Raw genomic sequence first — 21,370 nt, 5'->3', positions numbered from 1 at the left:
AAAATTAATAATTACCTTTGTTCAAAATTATCGAAAATTATGGCAACATTACGTTTTCAAGCTTTGAAAGAAGCTTCTAGCAGAAAATCTATCCTTTTTGAGGAAACAGACAGAAAATCAATTCTTTTTGGTTCGAATGTTTTTAACGAAAAAGCAATGAAGCAATATTTGACTTCGGATGCTTTAAAAGCAGTGCAAGGTGCTGTTTTAAACGGAACAAAAATTGACCGAAAATTAGCTGATTACATCGCTATGGGGATGAAAGAATGGGCGTTATCGAAAGGTGTTACCCATTATACACACTGGTTTCAACCGCTTACAGGAACGACTGCCGAAAAACACGATGCTTTTTTCGAGACCTCTTATGATGGTAGCGAATCTGTAGAAAAATTTGGCGGCGGACAATTGGTTCAACAAGAACCAGACGCTTCTAGTTTTCCAAATGGTGGAATCCGAAATACTTTCGAAGCAAGAGGATATACGGCTTGGGATCCAACATCTCCAGCATTTATTTATGGTACAACTTTGTGTATTCCAACGGTTTTCATTTCTTATACAGGAGAAGCCTTGGATAATAAAATTCCATTGTTGAGAGCTTTGTCTGCTATAGATGAAGCGGCAACTGAAGTTTGTAAATATTTCGATAAGAATGTAAAAAAAGTGACCGCCACTTTGGGTTGGGAACAAGAATATTTTCTGGTTGACAGTGCTTTAGCAAATTCCCGTCCTGATTTGATTATGACAGGAAGAACTTTACTAGGACATACTTCTGCCAAAGGGCAACAATTAGACGATCATTATTTTGGCTCGATTCCAACCCGTGCTTTGACTTATATGAGAGATTTAGAGCAAGAATGTATGTTGCTCGGCATTCCTGTAAAAACCCGTCATAATGAGGTAGCGCCAAATCAGTTTGAATTAGCCCCAATTTTTGAAGAAACAAATCTGGCTGTAGATCACAACTGCTTGTTGATGGATGTAATGCAAAAAGTAGCCGAGCGTCACGATTTTAAAGTATTATTTCACGAAAAACCATTCAAAGGCGTCAACGGTTCAGGAAAGCATAATAACTGGTCTTTGGCAACAGATACGGGCGTAAACTTGTTGAGTCCGAGCAAAACGCCAATGAGTAATTTACAGTTTTTGGCTTTCTTTATTAATACCATCAAAGCCGTAAATGATTATGAATCCTTATTAAGAGGATCTATTGCAACAGCTAGTAACGACCATCGATTGGGAGCCAATGAAGCGCCACCAGCTATTATATCAGTATTTATTGGAGAACAATTAACAAAGGTTTTGGCGGAATTAGAAGGTGTGACCGATGGAAAATTATCTCCAGAAGAAAAAACCGATTTAAAATTGAACGTAGTAGGTAAAATTCCAGAAGTAATTTTGGATAATACCGACAGAAATAGAACTTCGCCTTTTGCTTTCACAGGAAATAAATTCGAGTTCAGAGCAGTAGGTTCTTCGGCGAATTGTTCGAATGCAATGACCACTTTGAATACTATTGTTGCCAAACAATTGAAAGATTTTAAAGTAGAAGTAGATGCTTTGATCGATACCAAAGGGTTGAAAAAAGACGAAGCAATTTTCAATGTTTTGAGAGAATACATCAAATTGTCTAAAAAAATCCTTTTTGAAGGCGACGGTTACAGCGATGCTTGGGAAAAAGAAGCTGCCAAAAGAGGGTTGAGCAATCATAAAACCACTCCCGAAGCTTTGAAAGCCAGAGCATCAAAACAAGCTTTGGATTTATTTTCAGAAATGGGCATTATGAATCACGTAGAAGTCGAAGCTCGTTATGAAATTGAACTGGAAGAATACACCAAGAAAATCCAAATTGAAGGTAGGGTTTTGGGAGATTTATCACAAAATCACGTAATTCCAACAGCCATTCGCTATCAAAACACCTTGATTGAAAACGTAAAAGGGTTGAAAGAAATTTTCGGAGATGAATTCAAAACATTGGCCAAAGAGCAAATTATTCTTATCAGGGAAGTTTCCGGACATATTGAAGGTATCAATTCTAAAGTGGAAGCAATGACTAACGAAAGGAAGAAAGCCAATCATCTTACAAATGCTCAAGAAATGGCAGAAGCCTACTGCAATAAAGTAAAACCGTATTTTGAAGAAATTAGAAATCACTGCGATAAATTAGAATTATTGGTCGATGACGAAACTTGGACATTGACCAAATACCGAGAATTGTTGCTTACAAAATAAGACTAATTCACTTTTATTAAAATGCCTTTCCAAAAACAGGAAAGGCATTTTTGTTTTCCATAATCTGCGTGTCAAAATTGGTGTAATTTAATTTAAAAAATAATAATAAAATTTGTGCTAATTCGTGTAATTTGTGGTTGAAAATTTTAAAATCGAATGCTGTGTCTAAATAGGCAAAACCCAAAAAAAAGATTTATATTTGCCCCCACAACTACACACCGATAAAATGAGTTCAGATTCTAGCAAACGTTATGCGCAAAGAGGAGTTTCAGCATCTAAAGAAGATGTGCACAACGCCATAAAAAATATTGATAAAGGATTATTTCCACAGGCTTTTTGCAAAATTGTTCCCGATTATTTAACCAATGACGAAGAGTATTGCCTCATAATGCACGCCGATGGAGCAGGAACCAAATCGTCTTTGGCGTATATGTATTGGAAAGAAACTGGTGATGTCTCCGTTTGGAAAGGAATTGCACAAGACGCTTTGATTATGAATATCGACGATTTATTGTGTGTAGGAGCAACTGATAATATTTTACTTTCTTCAACGATAGGAAGAAACAAAAACCTGATTCCTGCCGAAGTAATTTCAGCAATCATTAACGGAACAGAAGAACTGATTAAAGAACTAGACTCTTTCGGAGTAACCATTCATTCAACAGGTGGAGAAACTGCCGATGTGGGTGATATTGTTCGAACTATCATTGTAGATTCAACCGTTACGGCTCGTATGAAACGTTCTAAAGTAATTGATAATGCTAATATCAAAGCAGGTGATGTAATCGTTGGATTGGAATCTTTCGGTCAGGCGACTTACGAAAAAAGCTATAATGGCGGAATGGGAAGCAACGGACTGACATCAGCGCGTCACGACGTTTTCGGGAAATATTTGGCCACCAAATACCCTGAAAGTTACGATGCTGCAGTTCCTGAAGAATTAATTTATTCAGGACAAGTAAAATTGACCGATGCTGTCGAAAATTCACCAATCGACGCAGGGCAATTAGTGCTTTCGCCAACCAGAACCTATGCGCCAATCATCAAGAAAATTTTAGATAAATATTCTTCTAATGAAATTCACGGAATGGTGCATTGCAGTGGAGGAGCACAAACCAAAATTTTACATTTCGTTCAAAATCTACACATCATAAAAGATAATTTATTTCCAGTTCCACCCTTGTTTAAACTGATTCAAGAACAGTCCAAAACCGATTGGAAAGAAATGTATCAGGTTTTCAACTGCGGTCATCGTATGGAAATTTACGTTCCCGAAGCCGTTGCCCAGGACATTATCGCCATTTCGAAATCGTTCAATGTCAACGCACAAATCGTGGGCAGGGTAGAAGCAGCCGATGCCAAAAAACTGACCATTATCAGCGAATACGGAATTTTTGAGTATTAAATCACGTCAGCTTTTTGGAACGCAGATGAAACGGATTTGCTAAAGCAAAAACGCGGATAAAAGCGGATTTTTAACCTCTTTTTTTTAAATCTGTGTTAATCTGTGACTCGAGCGATAGCGAACAGGCGAAGTAAATCTGTGGCAAAAAAAAAACTATGTACGAACTCCTTTTTTGGCAATATCAAGACGGAATTTATCTCAACCATCATTTGGTTTACGAAGCCTTAATCGAAAATCAAGAAGTCGAAGGTTTGGAAGTACTTCCTGTTTCAGTCATTCTCAATCGTATTAATAAAGTTTTTGAGAGTTGGGAAAAAGTAGATGAAAACAGCTGGAAAAATCCCAAAGGAAAAGGCGCTTTTCAAATCAAAACCACTCCACAAAGCATCCAAATTGATTGTTACGGAACCGAAGGAAAAACGATGAATTTGCTGGCCGATACTTTGGAAGAATTCAAATGTCCGTTGTACGATCCACAAGTTCCAGTTCGGTATGATGAATTTAATGAGTAGTTTTTATTCATTTTAATTCTGATAAATTCGTTTAATTTTCGTCATCTGTTGCTAATTCAACACACTTTCTATGTCAATAAATTCTAGCTTCCCGCAAAATATAATCCTCGAAGACGACTTTGTATTACTTCGTCCGTTGCAAGAATTTGACGTTGATAATTTATTGGAAATCGCCATCAACGAACCCGAAACTTGGCAATATTCATTAGTTCCCGCACACGGAAAAGAAAATTTGACGAAATACATTCAGCACGCTGTAAAATCCAGAGAAAACAAAACCGAATTTCCCTTTATTGTTTTCGACAAAAAATCTGGAAAATATGCTGGAAGTACTCGTTTTTATGATATTCAATTGCCGTTCAAAACCCTGCAATTAGGGTACACTTGGTACGGAAAAGATTTCAGAGGAACGGGACTCAACAAACATTGCAAGTTTCTGCTATTGCAATTTGCTTTCGAAACCCTTGGAATGGAACGTGTCGAATTTCGTGCCGATAACAATAATGAGCGAAGCATCGCCGCAATGAAAAGCATTGGTTGCCAAGTCGAAGGCGTGTTACGAAATCATATGCCCACTTTTGAGAGTGAAGTTAGACGCGACAGTATTATTTTGAGTATTCTTCGCAACGAATGGTTTGACTCTGTAAAAGAAAATCTGAAAAGTAAACTCTAATTTATGGGCACATTCGTTATCAGCAAACGGTTTGATGATCGTTACAAATTTGTATTTACTTCCCGAAAAGGAAAAACTATTTTTACCAGTCCGTCATTAGAACTCAAAATGGATTGCGAAGATAGCATCGAAGCCATAAAAGCAAACATCGAAAAATATACTTACGTAAAATCGAGGGCGGCCAACAGCAAATACTTTTTTAAAATGATGCTTGACGATGCCCTAGTTGCCACCAGCCGAAAATACACCACGCCTTTATTACTCGAAAAAGGCATTGACGAAATCATTCGCACAGCCGTAAAATCGGATGTTTTAGATTTTACGATGAATGAATTTGTGTTTGAGGATTGAGTTTGATTAATTATTTTTTTTCTAATTGCAGTTCTTTGCTACATTCTTGATTTGTTGTCGCTCCACAAAGTCTTTAACTTTGAGGACATATTTGTCAGTCTGCGACTGACATAAAATCTTCTAAAAACAATCGATTGAAAATCGAAATTCACTACCTCAAAGTCTGGAGACTTTGCGGAGCAGGAGGATTGAGTTTTAATGTTTTAATTGCTAGTTTAACGCTGTTGTTACAGAGTTGATTTTTTTTCTAAATGTTCGAACAATTTTTTATAAGCAAATATAATTAGATTGTTAATAGACTCCGAAATGTTAACATCATTATTTTTTATAGAATGATTTACACTGGCGATGACTTTTTGCGAGTAAATTATTTCTTCGGATTTTAAATCATAAATTTCCATTACTACATAACCTGATTTATTATTGAATATTGAATTTTGACCTGGTTGCAAGGACGCTTTTATACTCATATTGGGTTCAATTTTGCCAGCTTTAAAATTGATTAAAAAATCATAGTTTGTACTAGAATGGATAGCTTTAAGTAAGTTTTTGTTTGGTTGTGTTTTTATTTTTTGAGGAATTAATAAATTTGGTGATTCGGGGTAATAAGTGAATCGGTTATTTAATTTTTTTGTAAAATCCTTAATAACCTTTTCTTGAAGTTTGGTAATTATGTCTGGCGGAGCATCAATTGTATTTAAAAGCCACTTTCCAGAAGAAAAGTCAACACCTAATTGGTATGGATTCTCAATAATGTGTGATGGAGAAGAACATCCCACCATCGATATAAAAATAAATATTTTTAAAATTTTCATTATTTGAAATGTTTTTTTTAATGCCATATAACTTGTAATAATTATCTTTTAATTTCTAGCCTTCCTAACCATTTCCTTTTTTTGGAAAATTTGGTTGGAACTGAGTTTGTCAATTAAATTAGAGTGATTACTTATTCCAAATACTCCAAGCCTTTTCTGCTTGAAAGACAAGCATATCCTGTCCATTTTTGGTTTGTGCTCCTTTTGCTGCCGCTTTTTTGAGAAATTGGGTTTCGGCAGGATTGTAAATCAAATCGTAGGCAATGTGTTTCTTCGTAAAATATTCATATGGAATTAGTGGAAAAGCATCAATATTCGGACTAGTTCCCACCGGAGAGGAATTGATGATGATTTGGTAATTGTCAAAAGTAGTAGCATTGATGCGGTCGTAATCGATGATGCCTTCTTTGGCTTCCCGGGAAACAAAAGTGTATAGTATTCCCAATTCTTTCAAGGCATAAGCCACGCCTTTGGATGCGCCACCAGTTCCCAAAATCAAAGCTTTTTTGTGATGAGGTTGCAATAGCGGTTCTAATGATTTCATAAAACCATAATAGTCGGTGTTGTAGCCTTTCAATTTGCCTTTTTTAGTGAATTTGATGGTATTCACGGCGCCAATTTCGGTAGCTTTTTTAGACAATTTGTCCAAATACGGAATCACAACTTCTTTGTACGGAATCGTTACATTCATCCCTTTTAGGTCGGGCGTGTTTTTAATGATTTCAGGAAAAGCGGTTATTTCAGGAATGTCAAAATTCTCGTAAGTACAACCTTCGAAAAGTTCGTCTTTGCTGAATTTATCGGTAAAATAGCCTTTCGAAAAAGAGTAACTAATGTTGCGTCCCAGTAAACCAAAGCGTTTGCGTATTGTGTCGAGCATTATATTTTATATTGAGTTTTTAAAGGTTTTTTAAAACCACAAATTTCACAAATTACCGCAAATTAATTTGTGAAAATTTGTGAATTGAAAAATTAGCGAATACCGAATAGATCATCGCCTATGAGCTAAATTTGCGGTCAAATAAATTACTTATTTTTTGTGTTTCGCAATATAGTTTTGCACCATTTTTCGTGTCCAAACTACGGGAAATAAATCTTCCAAAATGATGTAATTGTCAAAATTCAATCGCAAAGCGTTGCTCAAATGAAACTTGGCTTTTGTCGTATCTTGAATCATAAAATATAATCCCACCAAACGATATTCGACTTCGTTTTCTTCTGGAAAATATTCTGAGGCTTGTAATAAAGTTTGAATACAAGTTTCGAATTCGCCCAAAAACTGTAAAATATCTACCCAAAACAGCCAAGTATCTAAGGCATAATCGCCAAATTCTACCGCTTTTCTGTATCCAAATTCGGCCTCCTCAAAGAAGTTCATTTGTTTGTTTATTGTAGCATAGCGTTTCCAATACATTCTGTTTTGATTGTCAATCGCTAATGCTTTATTGACAAAAAACAGGGCTTTTTGAAAGTTATTTTGACGCACATAAAAATCGGTAATAGCAATCCAACCTTTGTCCAAAAGAGGATCTTCGTGAACCGTTTTGTTGAAAAAGTTTAAGGCTTGAACTTTGTTGCCTAATTTTTCGTAACATTTTCCAATTCGAAGCAAAGCATAAGATGTAGCATCGTCTAACTCGATAGTTCTGTTGTAGCTTTCGATGGCTTCTTCGTATTTTTTCAGGCGTTCCAAAGCTTTGGCTCTTTCCATAAAAGCACCTAAAAATTCGTCGTCGATAAGTGTCGCATAATCAAAAGCACGAATGGCATTTTCGTATTCTTTCAAGCCATAATGCAAACGACCGATTTGATGCCAAGCGATTTCGCTATACGGATTTTTGTCAATGTATTTGGTTAAATAATCAATGGCTTCCTGATTCTGATCTAGAAATTCAAAACAATAGACAACATTATATAAGGCAGATTGATCTTCGAAATCTTCTTCCAAACATTTGATAAAGCTTTCTTTGGCCATTTCGAGATTGTCCATAAACAGGTATTCCATCCCCATTAAATTATAGACATCGGCATAATCATCGGTGTATTTCAAAGCAATATTTAGTAATTCAACCGCCTTTTCGTGGTTGTCTCTTTTAGAAAAAATATTGGCTTGTTGAATGTAAATTTCTTCATTGGTTGGTTCTATGGCATACAATTCGTTCAATAGCTTTTCAGCCTGATCGAGCTTGTCGTCATACACCAACATTTCAACCTGAACTAATTTTAGTCCAGTTGATCTAGGGTGTTGTTCCAAAGCTAATTTTAAAGCTTTTTTGGCCAAATTGGCTTTTCCCATATCGAGATAATGAAGAATGATATCCTCGAATTCCTCGGAGTCAAAAAAGAGCACTTTGTTGGTTTTCAACATCGACTCAAATTTGGATAGGGATAAGTTATAGTCTTCTTCCTCGTCGCTTAATTGCATAATTAATTTTTTTTGAGTTTGCCCAAAATAAAAGTAGGCAACCTAGGTATTGATGTGAGGAAAATTTGGAATTGTTGTGAACAATTTAATCAACAGAAAATGAATTGATAATTATCAATTATTAATTGTCAATTGAACTTCGTTCAAGACTTCGATCATAATAGCACAACCTTCTCTAATTTCATCTTCTGAAATGGTTAAAGGAGGTGTAATTCTGATGGCGCATCCTTCAAATAAAAGCCAAAATAGAATCAATCCTTTGTCTTGGCATTTCAGAATTACTTCGTTGGTAATCTCGGCAGTTTCCGTCATTGCTGCCAACATCAATCCTTTTCCTCTAATTTCTTTTATCAAAGGATGTACCAAAAGCGATTTGAAGAGCTTTTCTTTTTCTAAAGTTTCTGCCATCAGGTTTGTCTCTGTAATTTCCTGCAAAGTGGCCAAACTAGCTGCCGCAATGACAGGATGGCCTCCAAAAGTCGTGATATGACCTAGTTTGGGATCGTGGCTCAACAAATCCATCATTTCTGAGGAAGCCGTGAAAGCTCCCACAGGCATTCCACCACCCATTCCTTTTCCCATCACTACAATATCAGGAACGACATCGTAATTTTGGAAACCAAAAAGTTTACCTGTTCTGCCGAAACCCGGTTGGATTTCGTCGAGAATCATCATTGCGCCTACTTCGGTGCAACGTTCGCGGACTTTTTTCAGGAAATTATTATGAGGTTCTATAAAACCGGCACCACCTTGAATCGTTTCGAGTAGGATTCCGGCAGTTTTGGTGGTTATTTTTTCTAAATCGGCTTCGTTGTTGAAAGTGATAAAATCGACATCGGGAATTAACGGACGAAAAATTTGTTTGCGTTCTTCGAATCCCATCACGCTCATCGAACCCATCGTGTTGCCGTGATAGGCGTTGTGGCAAGAAATCAATTGGCTTCTGCCAGTAGTTCTTCTTGCGAGTTTTAACGCACCTTCAATAGCTTCCGTCCCAGAATTGACTAAATAGGTTTTGTCTAAAGGTTCCGGTAGGAGTGAAGCCATTAGTTTGCAAAATTCCACTGCTGGACTTTGCGAATATTCGCCATACACCATCACGTGCGAATATTTGTCCAGTTGATCTTTTATCGCCTGATTGACTCTTGGCGGTTGGTGTCCGAGTGTGCAAGCCGAAACTCCTGCTGTAAAATCCAAATATTTTTTATTGTTGGTGTCGTAAATATAAGAGCCTTTGGCGTGCGAAACTTCCATTCCTAAAGGATAGGGAGACGTTTGGGCTTGGTATTTTATGAAATCGTTGTTCACGTTTTATGTGTTGATTTTTTTTATCTTATAACTCATTCTTCTGAGAAGAAGTAATTATAGTAGTAGCTCTCGTTTGTTGGGATTCCTCCTTCGTCGGAATGACAAATAGATGGGTTATTTATTTCGGTGAACCTAAATGCAATCTGCAACCTGCCATCTGAAATCTACTTCTTTTTCTTCTTGTCGTAATTCAAGGTTTCTTTCCTGATTCTCATCGGGACATTTTCCTTGGCTTTTTCGTCTTTTCCTTGCTGGACTAATTTTTCGTTATCAATATTTTCTTCAGGAGGAAAAATATCGTCTTTCGATTTGATTCTTTCATCTCCGCGCCAGACCATTCCTTTTAGTTTTCGATCGGGTTCGGGCAGGTCTTTTTCGGGATAAATAGTACCATCAACCTGTTTAAAAAAAGTAATGGTCTCTATTTCTTTTTTATCAAAAATAATATTGATTTTACTACTCACGTTTTTGTTAATACCAATGAGTTCTTGGGCATCATTTCGCATATAATAAATGACTTCCGCATTTTTGATGATATCGACTTCATGGAGTTTTCCTTCCAGGAATTTTCCAAATAGATTTTGTCCCTTGACTTGGTTAAAACCTGTTCCGATGGTGTCTTTTGAGATTATAAAAGTATTATTCAAGACTTTTAGTGAGTCTAATTTTTGGGTTTTTTGGTCGCCAATAAGGTGCATAACATCGCCAGTTATTTGACTTTCTCCATTCCAAAGAATAGGATTTCCTATCAATTTTGTCAAGGCGGTTTTGGTACTGGAATGAATGGAATCGCATTTGCCGCTCATATCGGTTTTATAGAAACGAACATTGTTGAAACCACGTATAATTCGGTTGCCTTCTGGGCCAGTAACCAATAATTTTTTTCCGTGAATGTAAACCGAATCGTTTTCAACAAAGTTAACTGCCACGGCTCTTTTGGTCACAAACATCGAATCTTTGTTTTTGTACAATTCGGCATAATGTCCTTTGATAATTCCTCGATTGACGGAATCTTTTATTTTTACATTTCGTGTTGCCGAGGCAAATTCTTTATTTCGGTCGTAGTACAAACTATCTCCTTCAATGAGTCGGTCATCGTATTTGATGTAGGACTTTCGAAGAAAATGCGATACGTTTTTTTTGGTATCATAAAACCCTTTTTCGGTATAAATATAATTGGTTTTACTAGTAATTGTCGATGGTCCAAAAAGGTAAGAATGTCCGGAATTGCTGTAATAATCCAAATGATTGGACTTGATTACATATTTAGGATTCGTGATGGTAACAGCCGTGAGGAATTGAAACTTTTTTTCAGCAACATAATATTTTCCTGATTTGCTTTTCAGCGTATTGTCTCTGTTGGTAATCGTTCCGTTGGTGTTGTAATAAACTTCTTGAGTGTTGCGGTCAAAGTTGATAGTATCTGTAACTAAGGTAGATTCAGGTGAACGCATTTTGGCATTTCCTGTAGCAAAAGCTTTTCTCATATTGCCATTGTATTCGGCATATTTACTGTTTAAAAATAAAGTGTCGCCTTGCACTAATTGTACATCTCCAAAGGCTTTGATGTAGTTTTCTTTTTGAAAATAATAAGCTTTGTTGCAAGTCATAATGATGCCATCGTGATTGACACGTACATTTCCAGTTAGCAATGCAGCATCTGGAGCTTCGACTTGGTTTACATCAAAATAGTCGGAATGTTCTACCAGTATTTTTTTTGGGGCTTGTGCCAAAAGGTTTTGGAAACTTAAAACGGCTAAGCCAAAACTTATGAAAAAGAATAATTTCTTCAATGGATTTATTTTTTGCCAAATTTAAGAAAAAGGAATCAACCTGAATTCATATTATGATTTATTTATAACTCCTTACAATTGATTTGAGGAGCATTCGATTTAGAAAAAATTATTAACAAAAAAGAATAATATTTCGTTGTAGTTCCAATTCTAGCAAATAGATTCAGGTAAATATTGATGAATTCTCAAATTGATGCCAAAAAAATAGTATTTTTAAAAGTTGTTAATCCATTTAGATTGGATTTCATAATTAGCACTAAAAATCAGGATAAATAATTTACTATGATGAAAAAAATAACTATTGTTGCAAGTATAAGCGTATTACTTTTGGCAACAGCCTGCAAAACTACAGCTATGAAAATGGATACAGAAAAGAAAAAGACACCGCAGAAGAAAGAGGTTGTATATCAAGTGTTTACTAGGTTGTTTGGAAACCAAAATACGACCAATAAACCTTGGGGGACGATTGAAGAAAATGGAGTAGGGAAGTTCAATGATTTTACCGACAAAGCCTTGAAGGAAATTAAGGATTTGGGAGTAACTTATGTTTGGTACACTGGAGTTCCACACCATGCTTTGGTTCGCGATTATACTTCGATTGGTATTTCAAATGATGATCCCGAAGTGGTAAAAGGTCGTGCCGGATCGCCATATGCTGTAAAAGATTATTATAATGTAAACCCAGATTTGGCGGTAAACCCAGCCAATCGTTTGCAAGAGTTTGAGGCCTTGATTGCCCGAACTCACAAAGCAGGAATGAAGGTGATTATTGATATTGTTCCCAATCATATTGCCCGAAAATATGAAGGGAAAAGCAATCCAAAAGGGGTTAAAGATTTTGGTGCCGATGATGATGTTTCGGTTGAATACAAACGCGATAATAACTTTTATTATATTCCGAATACCCGTTTTGAAATACCGGATGCAGACAAACCTTTAAACGGAGAAAGCAATCCGTTAATAGATGGAAAATTCGACGAATATCCTGCAAAATGGACAGGTAACGGTTCGCGATTGGCCAAACCAGACAAAAATGATTGGTATGAAACCGTGAAAGTTAATTACGGAATTCGTCCAGATGGATCGAAAGATTTTCCAGAACTTCCCGCAGATTTTGATACCAAATCTTATCAAGAACATTTCGATTTTTGGAAAGATAAAAGTGTGCCAAATTCATGGATAAAATTCCGTGATATTGCTTTGTATTGGACTTCTAAAGGAGTCGATGGTTTCCGTTATGATATGGCCGAAATGGTACCGTATGAATTTTGGAGTTATATGAATTCTGCAATAAAAGTTAAAAATCCGGATGCTTTTTTAATGGCCGAAGTTTACAATCCAAACGAATACCGAAATTATATTCGCCTCGGAAAAATGGATTATTTGTATGATAAAGTAGAAACCTACGATCATTTGAAAGCGGTAATTCAAGGAAAAACATGGCCTGATGGATTAACAGATATTCAGCATAGAATGGCTGATATTGAACATCATATGTTGAAGTTTTTGGACAATCACGACGAACAACGTTTGGCAAGTCCAGAATTTGCAGGTACACCACAAAAAGGGAAACCATTGATGGTCGTTTCAGCCACCATAAGTTCTGCACCAACGATGATTTATTTTGGTCAAGAAGTAGGGGAAGCAGCAAATGAAAATGCTGGTTTTGGAACTCATTCCAGAACATCTATTTTTGATTATATAGGAGTTCCCAATCATCAACGATGGATGAACGGAGGGAAATTTGATGGAGGACAACTTTCGGCAAACGAAAAAGAGTTGCGGGATTTTTATAAAAGATTATTGAATTTCACCATCAATAGTTCAGCCTTAATGGGGAATTTTCAAGAAATTCAAACTGCCAATCGAAACATAACTCCAGGTTATGATATAGCGATTTACGCTTATACTCGTTGGTCTGACACGCAAATATTGATTGTTGTAACTAATTTTTATTCACTAGCATCTAGTAATTTCGAACTTCGAATTCCAACCGATATTATTCAAAAATGGAATTTGAAAGATGGAACTTATACTATCACGGATCAATTGTGTCATCAAAAAACTACGCAATTGCGAGTAGAAAACGGTGAAGGAAAGGCTCAAATTAGTATTGGTCCGTCGGAATCGTTTATTTTTCAGTTGTAAAAAGATAAAAAAAACGGGTTAAATGTATCAAACATTCAACCCGTTTTTTTTAATTGCTATTGCTACTTTTTTAAGGTTTCTTCATAATTTTCGCCCACTTTTTTCCAATTGATTACATTAAAAAAAGCATCGACATAATTTTTTCTTTTGTATTGATAATCTAGATAAAAGGCGTGTTCCCAAAGGTCTAAAGCCAGAATTGGTTTTCCAGGAACAAGGGCATTTCGCATCAAAGGATTGTCTTGATTTTGGGTGCTTGTAATTTGAAGGGTTCCCGATCTATCTACAATGAGCCAAACCCAACTAGAGCCAAATTGTTTTGCAGCTTCATCTTTGAATGCTGTGGTAAAGTTTTCAAAAGAGCCGAATTTTTTTGTAATAGCTCCTGCCAAAGTGTCTTTGGGTTGGCCACCAGCTTTTGGTGCCATACATTTAAAAAAAAGCGAGTGATTGTAATAACCGCCAGCATTGTTTTTTATTTCAGGAATGCTCGGGTCTAATTTTGCCAACACTTCTTCGATAGTAAGATTTTCTAGTGGAGTTCCAGCTATGGCTTTATTCAAATTATTGGTGTAAGTCAAATAATGTTTTGAATAATGGTTTTCCATAGTAAAAACTGAGATATTTGGAGCCAAAGCATCATATGAATGAGGTAGTTTTTCTAATTGAAAGGAACCTTCTTCGGCTTTGACATCATCAGGCATTCCCATGACTACCTTTTCTTCTGCAGAGGGTAAAGGCACTTCTACAACTTCGGTATATTTTTTATTATCGCAAGAAATTAAAATTGTGAGTAGAAATAAATAGGTTAGAATTAAACTGATTTTTTTCATAGTTATCACTATTTTTGAATAATGGAATTGATTATTTCGATGTATTTTTCTTTAGCTTCATCAATAGATAAATGACTTATTTGTATCCACGCATTTGTTTTGAAAGCATTTCTTAAATCAGCACTTTCAGAATGATTGAAACTTAAAGAACCAAAAGTGGCTTGTTTATAAAAGGCATAAAGTCTTAATTGGACATCTTGCGGGAGTGATGCCTGAGTCATATTTGAAGCAATTTCAACCGCTTCCTGAAATCGTGTATCTAAGTCTTTATTTGTCATTAAGATTTTGTTGCAATAATTGTCTTTCCTCCAATTGCTTTTTGGTTTAGAACTACATTAATTGGCGTTCCCAAAGGTAAAAAAAGATCTACTCTAGAACCAAATTTTATAAAACCTGCATCTTCACCTTGAATGACTTGCATTCCTTCTTGAGCATAATTGACGATTCTTTTTGCCAATGCTCCTGCTATTTGGCGATAAAGAACTTCTCCAAAGGTTTTATTTTCGATTACAATGGTTGTTCTTTCGTTTTCTTCGCTCGCTTTTGGATGCCAAGCTACCAAGAATTTTCCAGGATGGTATTTGCTGAATTTCACCAAACCACTAAGTGCATAACGGGTTACGTGTACATTTATTGGCGACATAAATATAGAAACCTGAATTCGTTTTTCTTTGAAATATTCGCCTTCATACACTTCTTCAATTACAACTACTTTTCCATCTACTGGAGAAAGAATTTCATTTTCATTGAGTATAAAGTTGCGTTTTGGGTTTCTGAAAAATTGCAAAATGATAATCAATAACAAAAAAGTTATGATTTGAATGGACATTTTAATCCAATTGGTGTCAATGAATTTATCTGTTAATAAAAGCACAATTGCTGTAACAACAGTTCCTATTAGTATTGATTGAGCGCCTTCTTTATGAAACATAGTTTAGAATTTGGTAAAATAAAAATATAATTGGTGCTACAAATATAACACTATCTAGTCGATCTAGAATGCCTCCGTGTCCCGGCATTATTTTTCCGCTGTCTTTTACTCCAGCAATACGTTTAAATTTGGATTCAATAAGGTCTCCAATAGTTCCAGCAACTCCAACAATTAATGCTATTGAAGTCCAAATCATTATGGATTTGTCGCTAAATTGCGGACTGGCTTTTATGTAATATTTGGATATTAAATACCCTGCTAAAATGGCAAAAATAATTCCACCAATGAATCCTTCTATTGTTTTTTTTGGTGAAATTTTTTCATATAATTTGTTTTTTCCAATCGATTTTCCAACGATATAGGCAAAAGTGTCATTTGTCCAAATTAGTATGAATAACCCAATGATAATTTTTGGATTATAATCATTGATACCAAACGATATTTTTGTTATAAATATGAAAGGTAAGATGATGTATCCTAATAAATATAAATATTTTGAAGAGGTACTTATTTTTTGAAATTTATCATAAAATAAAAATAGAATACATTTTATAGAAACTACCAAGGACACCACTAATAATACAATATCTAATTCTTGTATGTTTACAGGAATCTCAAAATCAGTATTGAAAAACGTATTGACGGCATTGGTTGTGATTTTATTGTAATGGCTTACTAATGTTATAGCGATATATAATAAAGTTCCAAAAAGAATAGGAAAAAGTTTGTGAGTTTGAATTAAATTACAAAATTCATAAATAGCAATTACTAAAAATATTCCAAACAAGATAAAAAAACTTTCAGTCGAATATAGTATCGATGATAGTAATAAAATTATATAAATCGCACCAGATATTGCTCTCTTGAGTGTTTCATTCATCTTATAAATCTTCTAAAAGCAATAAATATAGATTTTTTGCAATACTACCATATTGTGTGAAATCTTCTTCAACCACTTTTTTGAAATATTTTATAGTTGTTATATTCGTAGGATAATCTTTGATGTATTTCTTTTTAATTACGCTTAAACCATCACTTTTTGTTTCAATTATTTGACTAGTAGTTGCAATAATTATAATATTTGTTGGAAGCTCGTTCGGTTTATTTTGTTTGATTTGTTTAGAAGAAAATAATATCGAACCTTCGTCAGCAATAAGATTTTCGCAATTTGCTAAAAGAAAGGAAGGGTTATTTGCATTTTGAAAAACAATTTTATTTTCTTCAAGAATGCCAAAAAGGTTAGGCTCATAACACAAAGCTTCGCCTTCAAACCAATCGTTTTCTTCGAGAATGTTTTCAAAATGGTCTTTTACTTCTGATTCATTTTCGCAGTACAAAAATTTCCCTCCATTCTTCTTGAAATTGTAGATGAATTGCTCTTCTAAAGGGGCGTCATTTTCTAGGGAAAAATCAATATTTTCCTTATTTTTTCCTTCTTCAGAATCGGGGTTATTTGAACCAAAAATTTTTTTAAAAAGACTCATACTTTTTCTATGCTACTTGATAAACGAATTGAAAACGTCCAAAGATAAAAAAATCTTAATTCAAAAGGCACTTTTGAATTAAGATTTTAAAATAATATGATTTTTTATTGAATTAAGAGACTACTTCACCTAAATTAGAGTCAAAAGTTCTTTTTCCGAATATGTTTTCTAAATCATCTTTAAAGATAACTTCTTTTTCAATCAGAATATCCGCAAGTTGATTTAATTTATCTTTGTTTTCTTCTAAAATTTTGATGGCTCTTTCATATTGACTTTCTATAAGAATTGAAATTTCCTCATCAATTGTTTTGGCAGTTTCATCAGAATATGGTTTAGAAAAACTGTATTCACTTTGCCCAGACGAATCATAATAAGTAACATTTCCAATTTTTTCATTCAAGCCATAAATGGTGACCATCGCACGTGCTTGACGAGTTACTTTTTCTAAATCACTTAATGCACCAGTTGAAATTTTATTAAAAGTTACTTTCTCGGCAGCTCTTCCGCCCATTGTAGCACACATTTCGTCTAGCATTTGGTCAGTTCTCACGATTTGTCTTTCTTCAGGAAGATACCAAGCAGCTCCTAAACTTTGTCCACGAGGAACAATGGTTACTTTGATTAGAGGTGCAGCGTGTTCTAACATCCAGCTTACAGTGGCGTGACCTGCTTCGTGAATGGCAATTGCTTTCTTTTCTTCGGCAGTAATTATTTTGTTTTTCTTTTCTAAACCTCCAATAATTCTATCCACAGCGTCAAGAAAGTCTTGTTTATCTACTGCAGGTTTATTATTTCTTGCAGCAATTAAAGCAGCTTCGTTACAAACATTGGCTATGTCAGCACCAGAAAAACCTGGAGTTTGTTTGGCTAAAAAGTCAGTGTCAAGATTTTCCACTTTTTTTAATGGAGCAAGGTGAACTTTGAAAATTTCTTCACGCTCGCGAATGTCTGGTAAATCCACAAAAATTTGTCTGTCAAAACGACCTGCACGCATCAAAGCTTTGTCTAAAACATCGGCCCTATTGGTTGCGGCTAAAACGATTACATTCGAATTGGTTCCAAAACCATCCATTTCGGTAAGTAACTGGTTTAAGGTGTTTTCTCGTTCGTCATTTCCACCTGACATATTGTTTTTTCCTCTAGCTCTACCTACGGCATCAATTTCATCTATAAAAATGATGGCAGGAGATTTTTCTTTGGCTTGTTTGAACAAATCACGAACACGTGAAGCACCAACTCCAACAAACATTTCAACAAAATCAGAACCTGATAAGGAGAAAAAAGGTACTTGGGCTTCGCCTGCTACAGCTTTTGCTAATAATGTTTTACCTGTTCCTGGAGGGCCAACAAGTAAGGCTCCTTTTGGAATTTTCCCTCCTAAATTGGTATATTTTTCTGGGTTTTTAAGGAATTCAACAATTTCTTGAATTTCTTCTTTAGCACCTTCTAAACCAGCAACATCTTTGAATGAGGTTTTTATATCTGTTTTTTCATCGAATAGTTTTGCTTTCGATTTTCCGATATTGAAAATCTGTCCGCCACCACCACCAGCGCCGCCACCCATTCTTCTCATGATGAATATCCAAACTCCAATGATGATGATAATTGGAAGAAGACTTATGATGATATCACTCCAATTGCTAGCATCTTTAAAATCATAATCGACTAATTTTTTTTCAGCCTTGGCTTTATCTAATTTTTCTTGAAATGATTTAAGATCTCCAAATTTTGTAGTATAATGTGGTCCTTTGTTAGGTTGATCCAAAACATTTTTGGCTACTTTTTTATTGGCAGGATCTTTTAATGCTGCATCCGTTAGGTAGATTTCGGCATCTTTATTATTAAAAATAATGACATTTTTGATTTCGCCCTTAGATAGCATGTTATCAATATCAGACGATTTTAGTTGGGCAGGTTCTTGAAAATTAGTCCCACCAGTAATAAAACTTATAGTCAAGAAAATTAATAAAATTGCAGTATAAACAAGCCAAGGGCTTACTTTAAAATTATTCGAATTTGGTTTATTGTCTTTAGCCATTACGGGTATATTTCTTTAATATTTATTTTCGATTTTAGTGATTTTGGCATCTCCCCAAAGGCTTTCGATGTTGTAATACTCTCGGATGTGCTTTTGGAAAACGTGAACCACAATGCTAACATAGTCCATAAGAACCCATTCGGCATTGTCAGATCCTTCAACATGCCAAGGTTTATCTTTCAATTCTTTTGAAACTACTTTTTGAATGGAGTTAACAATTGCGTTAACTTGTGTATTTGAATTACCGTTGCAGATTACAAAATAGTCACAAACGGCGGTGTCTATTTCTCTTAAATCCAAAATATCGATATCATTCCCTTTTACTTCTTCAATTCCTTTGATGATGTTTGCCAAAAGAACATCATTATTTATTGCTTTTTTTGTCATGAATTATTTTTAAATAAGTTTGTAAAGTTACCATTTTTTGTGATTATTTTTGAACCTTAACATAATATTAAATTCTGTTCCACAAATAACTTCCTATGAAACTAATCAAACTCGATGCCATAGATTCTACAAATGAGTTCTTAAAAGGGTTATCGAGCAATCAATCACTTGAAAATTTTACCGTTGTTACTGCCGAAAATCAAACCAAAGGCAAGGGGCAAATGGGAGCTGTTTGGGAGTCTGAACCGAGTAAAAACCTTATAATGAGTGTTTTGATTTCTGATTTTGTTACAGATATTAATCAGATATTTGATATTAATATTGCAGTATCATTAGCAGTAATTCAAGTATTTGAAGATTTTAATATTCCAGAATTAAGCATCAAATGGCCAAACGACATTATGTCATACAACAAGAAAATTGGTGGAATTTTAATCGAAAATAGTATAAAAAATGGCGGAAATATTAATTCAATAGTGGGTTTGGGCTTAAATGTCAACCAAATGAATTTTGAAAATTTGCCTAAAGCATCCTCTTTGGCAGTGATTTGTAATACCAGTTTCGACAAAGAAAAAATTCTTTTGAAGATTATCGAAAATTTAGAAAACAATATTCAGAATTGGAATCAAAAATCCCATTTATTGTGGTCGGAATATACCAATAAACTCTTCAAAAAAGGGATTCCAATGCCTTTTTCAGATGAAAATCAACACAACTTCATGGGAATTATTCAAGGCGTTTCGGCTATTGGAAAACTCAAAATACTTTTGGAAGACGATTCGGTTTCAGAGTTTGAAATCAAAGAAATTCAAATGTTGTATTAATAAAAAATTAGCTTAATGTTTAGGTAACTTAGAAATAATCGATAAGGTGTAATTTTGTTTTTTAATAAAATTCACTATGTTATTTTTGTTGTATTTAACCTCCATTCAATCACTCATTACGGCATTATTGATTTTTTTTAATAAAAAATTCAAACAAGAGGATTTTTATCTAACAATGTTCTTTGGAGTTGTTTTTTGTCATTTGGTCTATAAAATTTCGTTGATTTTTATATATAATAATGCTGATTTATTTGAAAAACTACACGGGAGTTTTTCTTTCTTATATGGGCCAATGATCTATTTTTATATGGTATCGGTATTTGGCAAGAAAATTAGAACTAAACAAATTTTTTATCATTGTCTGCCTTTTTTTATTGGTTTTGTACTCAATATAGTCATATTGTTTATATCTGTTAATCATCCACTTTTTGACAGTATTATCAATTTTTCGAATCTTGTTGTGATGTTGCTTTTGGTTCCTACTTTTTTGGGTTATAGTATCTATAGTTTAAAGTTTATTCGTGATAATTATACAGATAGCAATCCTATTTTTGATCTAAAAATTAAGATTATAAAAGTCATCAGTATCATTTTTAATTTTTTGGGACTATTAACTTTTATGGGGTTAATTTTTTTAGCTTTTAATATAAGTAGTGCAATCAATTTGAGATTTGTTTTTTACTTTTTGATGTTATTCATTTTTGTTTATGTGATTCACATTCGATTTGCTATATTTTTTGAAATGCAAAAACAGGAGACCTTGGGCGTTAAAACCGATGAAAAATATAAAAATTATGAGTTGGATTCAGCGGAAATGGATGAAATAATCACATCTATAAATGCTTATTTTAAATTTAAAAAAGGCTATTTGGATTCGGAATTCAATTTAGATAAGCTTTCATTGGATTTAAGGATTTCTAAAGTAAAAATCACACAAGCTCTGAATGTGCAATTGAAAACTAATTTTTATCAATATATAAATACTTTGCGAGTTGAAGAAGCCAAAAGATTGATTGATAAAAAACAAGATGCTAATTTTGTTACTATTGGTTACGAAAGTGGTTTTAAAAATAAATCTACTTTTTATAAATATTTTAAACAAATTACGGGAGCAACTCCTAGCGACTATAAAAGGATGTTGGTAGAATAGTTGTCTAATATATTTATTTTTTATCTCGCTAATTATTTTTCTACACTCTATTTTGTCTTAAACA

At 34.4% G+C, this 21,370-nt stretch carries 20 protein-coding genes; 8 read left to right on the top strand and 12 right to left on the bottom strand.

Annotation, left to right across the window (positions count from 1 at the left end; translation table 11 throughout):
* The first annotated feature begins 39 nt into the window (after positions 1 to 39).
* From C3L50_RS00565 to C3L50_RS00545, 5 genes are all read left to right on the top strand, one after another.
* Positions 40 to 2,229 carry a glutamine synthetase III family protein gene (locus C3L50_RS00565; RefSeq protein ID WP_103804013.1) on the top strand — a complete coding sequence of 730 codons (2,190 nt, stop codon included), beginning with the start codon at positions 40 to 42 and terminating at the stop codon, positions 2,227 to 2,229.
* Between the two features lie 226 nt (positions 2,230 to 2,455).
* Positions 2,456 to 3,634 (top strand): AIR synthase related protein, encoded by a 1,179-nt coding sequence (locus C3L50_RS00560; protein ID WP_103804011.1) that lies wholly within the window; start codon positions 2,456 to 2,458, stop codon positions 3,632 to 3,634.
* Between the two features lie 155 nt (positions 3,635 to 3,789).
* Entirely contained in the window at positions 3,790 to 4,146 is a 357-nt protein-coding gene (locus C3L50_RS00555) for a hypothetical protein (protein ID WP_103804009.1), read from the top strand.
* 70 nt (positions 4,147 to 4,216) lie between these two features.
* Positions 4,217 to 4,819: a GNAT family N-acetyltransferase gene (locus C3L50_RS00550; RefSeq protein ID WP_103804007.1), complete on the top strand. Its 603-nt coding sequence runs from the start codon at positions 4,217 to 4,219 to the stop codon at positions 4,817 to 4,819.
* Between the two features lie 3 nt (positions 4,820 to 4,822).
* Positions 4,823 to 5,170 (top strand): DUF1508 domain-containing protein, encoded by a 348-nt coding sequence (locus C3L50_RS00545; protein WP_103804005.1) that lies wholly within the window; start codon positions 4,823 to 4,825, stop codon positions 5,168 to 5,170.
* A gap of 227 nt (positions 5,171 to 5,397) precedes the next feature.
* Here C3L50_RS00545 and C3L50_RS00540 read toward each other — a convergent pair whose 3' ends face one another.
* From C3L50_RS00540 to C3L50_RS00520, 5 genes are all read right to left on the bottom strand, one after another.
* The gene (locus C3L50_RS00540; protein WP_133158830.1) at positions 5,398 to 5,985 is read right to left on the bottom strand and encodes a hypothetical protein; all 588 of its coding nucleotides are present in this window, start codon (positions 5,983 to 5,985) and stop codon (positions 5,398 to 5,400) included.
* 127 nt (positions 5,986 to 6,112) lie between these two features.
* Complete coding sequence (locus C3L50_RS00535; protein WP_103804002.1) at positions 6,113 to 6,865, bottom strand: shikimate dehydrogenase family protein; 753 nt, start codon at positions 6,863 to 6,865, stop codon at positions 6,113 to 6,115.
* A gap of 150 nt (positions 6,866 to 7,015) precedes the next feature.
* Entirely contained in the window at positions 7,016 to 8,410 is a 1,395-nt protein-coding gene (locus C3L50_RS00530) for a tetratricopeptide repeat protein (RefSeq protein WP_103804000.1), read from the bottom strand.
* Between the two features lie 114 nt (positions 8,411 to 8,524).
* A complete protein-coding gene (locus C3L50_RS00525; RefSeq protein ID WP_103803998.1) occupies positions 8,525 to 9,718 on the bottom strand; it encodes an aspartate aminotransferase family protein in 1,194 nt (397 codons plus the stop codon).
* Positions 9,719 to 9,882: 164 nt separating this feature from the next.
* A complete protein-coding gene (locus C3L50_RS00520; RefSeq protein WP_103803997.1) occupies positions 9,883 to 11,511 on the bottom strand; it encodes an OstA-like protein in 1,629 nt (542 codons plus the stop codon).
* A gap of 282 nt (positions 11,512 to 11,793) precedes the next feature.
* Here C3L50_RS00520 and C3L50_RS00515 point away from each other — a divergent pair, with 282 nt between their 5' ends.
* Positions 11,794 to 13,659, top strand: a complete 1,866-nt coding sequence (locus C3L50_RS00515; RefSeq protein ID WP_103803995.1) for an alpha-amylase family glycosyl hydrolase — start codon at positions 11,794 to 11,796, stop codon at positions 13,657 to 13,659.
* Between the two features lie 62 nt (positions 13,660 to 13,721).
* Here the strand turns inward: C3L50_RS00515 and C3L50_RS00510 are convergent, their stop codons facing one another.
* The 7 genes from C3L50_RS00510 to rsfS form a co-directional block, all read right to left on the bottom strand.
* The gene (locus tag C3L50_RS00510) at positions 13,722 to 14,492 is read right to left on the bottom strand and encodes a superoxide dismutase (RefSeq protein ID WP_103803994.1); all 771 of its coding nucleotides are present in this window, start codon (positions 14,490 to 14,492) and stop codon (positions 13,722 to 13,724) included.
* Positions 14,493 to 14,500: 8 nt separating this feature from the next.
* Positions 14,501 to 14,770: an acyl-CoA-binding protein gene (locus tag C3L50_RS00505; RefSeq protein ID WP_103803992.1), complete on the bottom strand. Its 270-nt coding sequence runs from the start codon at positions 14,768 to 14,770 to the stop codon at positions 14,501 to 14,503.
* A complete protein-coding gene (locus tag C3L50_RS00500) occupies positions 14,770 to 15,423 on the bottom strand; it encodes a phosphatidylserine decarboxylase family protein (protein ID WP_103803990.1) in 654 nt (217 codons plus the stop codon). Before C3L50_RS00500 ends, C3L50_RS00505 begins: the two co-directional genes overlap by 1 nt.
* Positions 15,413 to 16,303 carry a phosphatidate cytidylyltransferase gene (locus C3L50_RS00495; RefSeq protein WP_103803988.1) on the bottom strand — a complete coding sequence of 297 codons (891 nt, stop codon included), beginning with the start codon at positions 16,301 to 16,303 and terminating at the stop codon, positions 15,413 to 15,415. Before C3L50_RS00495 ends, C3L50_RS00500 begins: the two co-directional genes overlap by 11 nt.
* A 1-nt stretch (position 16,304) precedes the next feature.
* Positions 16,305 to 16,907 carry a lactate utilization protein B/C gene (locus tag C3L50_RS00490; protein WP_103803986.1) on the bottom strand — a complete coding sequence of 201 codons (603 nt, stop codon included), beginning with the start codon at positions 16,905 to 16,907 and terminating at the stop codon, positions 16,305 to 16,307.
* Between the two features lie 112 nt (positions 16,908 to 17,019).
* A complete protein-coding gene (gene ftsH, locus C3L50_RS00485) occupies positions 17,020 to 18,945 on the bottom strand; it encodes an ATP-dependent zinc metalloprotease FtsH (RefSeq protein ID WP_103803985.1) in 1,926 nt (641 codons plus the stop codon).
* Between the two features lie 15 nt (positions 18,946 to 18,960).
* Positions 18,961 to 19,332: a ribosome silencing factor gene (gene rsfS / locus C3L50_RS00480; protein ID WP_103803983.1), complete on the bottom strand. Its 372-nt coding sequence runs from the start codon at positions 19,330 to 19,332 to the stop codon at positions 18,961 to 18,963.
* Positions 19,333 to 19,427: 95 nt separating this feature from the next.
* Between rsfS and C3L50_RS00475 the strand changes: the two genes are divergently transcribed.
* Positions 19,428 to 20,156, top strand: a complete 729-nt coding sequence (locus C3L50_RS00475) for a biotin--[acetyl-CoA-carboxylase] ligase (RefSeq protein WP_103803980.1) — start codon at positions 19,428 to 19,430, stop codon at positions 20,154 to 20,156.
* Between the two features lie 742 nt (positions 20,157 to 20,898).
* A complete protein-coding gene (locus C3L50_RS16245; RefSeq protein WP_165783944.1) occupies positions 20,899 to 21,306 on the top strand; it encodes a helix-turn-helix domain-containing protein in 408 nt (135 codons plus the stop codon).
* The last annotated feature ends 64 nt before the right edge of the window (positions 21,307 to 21,370 follow it).

The sequence above is a fragment of the Flavobacterium alvei genome (assembly GCF_002920895.1).
In the GTDB taxonomy this organism is placed as follows: Bacteria; Bacteroidota; Bacteroidia; order Flavobacteriales; family Flavobacteriaceae; genus Flavobacterium; species Flavobacterium alvei.
This window is presented reverse-complemented; position numbering and strand designations above follow the sequence as displayed.

Coding starts and splice junctions, on each gene's coding strand:
- C3L50_RS00565 (WP_103804013.1), top strand. CDS start 40: ATGGCAACATTACGTTTTCAAGCTTTGAAAGAAGCTTCTAGCAGAAAA.
- C3L50_RS00560 (WP_103804011.1), top strand. CDS start 2,456: ATGAGTTCAGATTCTAGCAAACGTTATGCGCAAAGAGGAGTTTCAGCA.
- C3L50_RS00555 (WP_103804009.1), top strand. CDS start 3,790: ATGTACGAACTCCTTTTTTGGCAATATCAAGACGGAATTTATCTCAAC.
- C3L50_RS00550 (WP_103804007.1), top strand. CDS start 4,217: ATGTCAATAAATTCTAGCTTCCCGCAAAATATAATCCTCGAAGACGAC.
- C3L50_RS00545 (WP_103804005.1), top strand. CDS start 4,823: ATGGGCACATTCGTTATCAGCAAACGGTTTGATGATCGTTACAAATTT.
- C3L50_RS00540 (WP_133158830.1), bottom strand. CDS start 5,985: ATGAAAATTTTAAAAATATTTATTTTTATATCGATGGTGGGATGTTCT.
- C3L50_RS00535 (WP_103804002.1), bottom strand. CDS start 6,865: ATGCTCGACACAATACGCAAACGCTTTGGTTTACTGGGACGCAACATT.
- C3L50_RS00530 (WP_103804000.1), bottom strand. CDS start 8,410: ATGCAATTAAGCGACGAGGAAGAAGACTATAACTTATCCCTATCCAAA.
- C3L50_RS00515 (WP_103803995.1), top strand. CDS start 11,794: ATGATGAAAAAAATAACTATTGTTGCAAGTATAAGCGTATTACTTTTG.
- C3L50_RS00510 (WP_103803994.1), bottom strand. CDS start 14,492: ATGAAAAAAATCAGTTTAATTCTAACCTATTTATTTCTACTCACAATT.
- C3L50_RS00505 (WP_103803992.1), bottom strand. CDS start 14,770: ATGACAAATAAAGACTTAGATACACGATTTCAGGAAGCGGTTGAAATT.
- C3L50_RS00500 (WP_103803990.1), bottom strand. CDS start 15,423: ATGTTTCATAAAGAAGGCGCTCAATCAATACTAATAGGAACTGTTGTT.
- C3L50_RS00495 (WP_103803988.1), bottom strand. CDS start 16,303: ATGAATGAAACACTCAAGAGAGCAATATCTGGTGCGATTTATATAATT.
- C3L50_RS00490 (WP_103803986.1), bottom strand. CDS start 16,907: ATGAGTCTTTTTAAAAAAATTTTTGGTTCAAATAACCCCGATTCTGAA.
- ftsH (WP_103803985.1), bottom strand. CDS start 18,945: ATGGCTAAAGACAATAAACCAAATTCGAATAATTTTAAAGTAAGCCCT.
- rsfS (WP_103803983.1), bottom strand. CDS start 19,332: ATGACAAAAAAAGCAATAAATAATGATGTTCTTTTGGCAAACATCATC.
- C3L50_RS00475 (WP_103803980.1), top strand. CDS start 19,428: ATGAAACTAATCAAACTCGATGCCATAGATTCTACAAATGAGTTCTTA.
- C3L50_RS16245 (WP_165783944.1), top strand. CDS start 20,899: ATGCAAAAACAGGAGACCTTGGGCGTTAAAACCGATGAAAAATATAAA.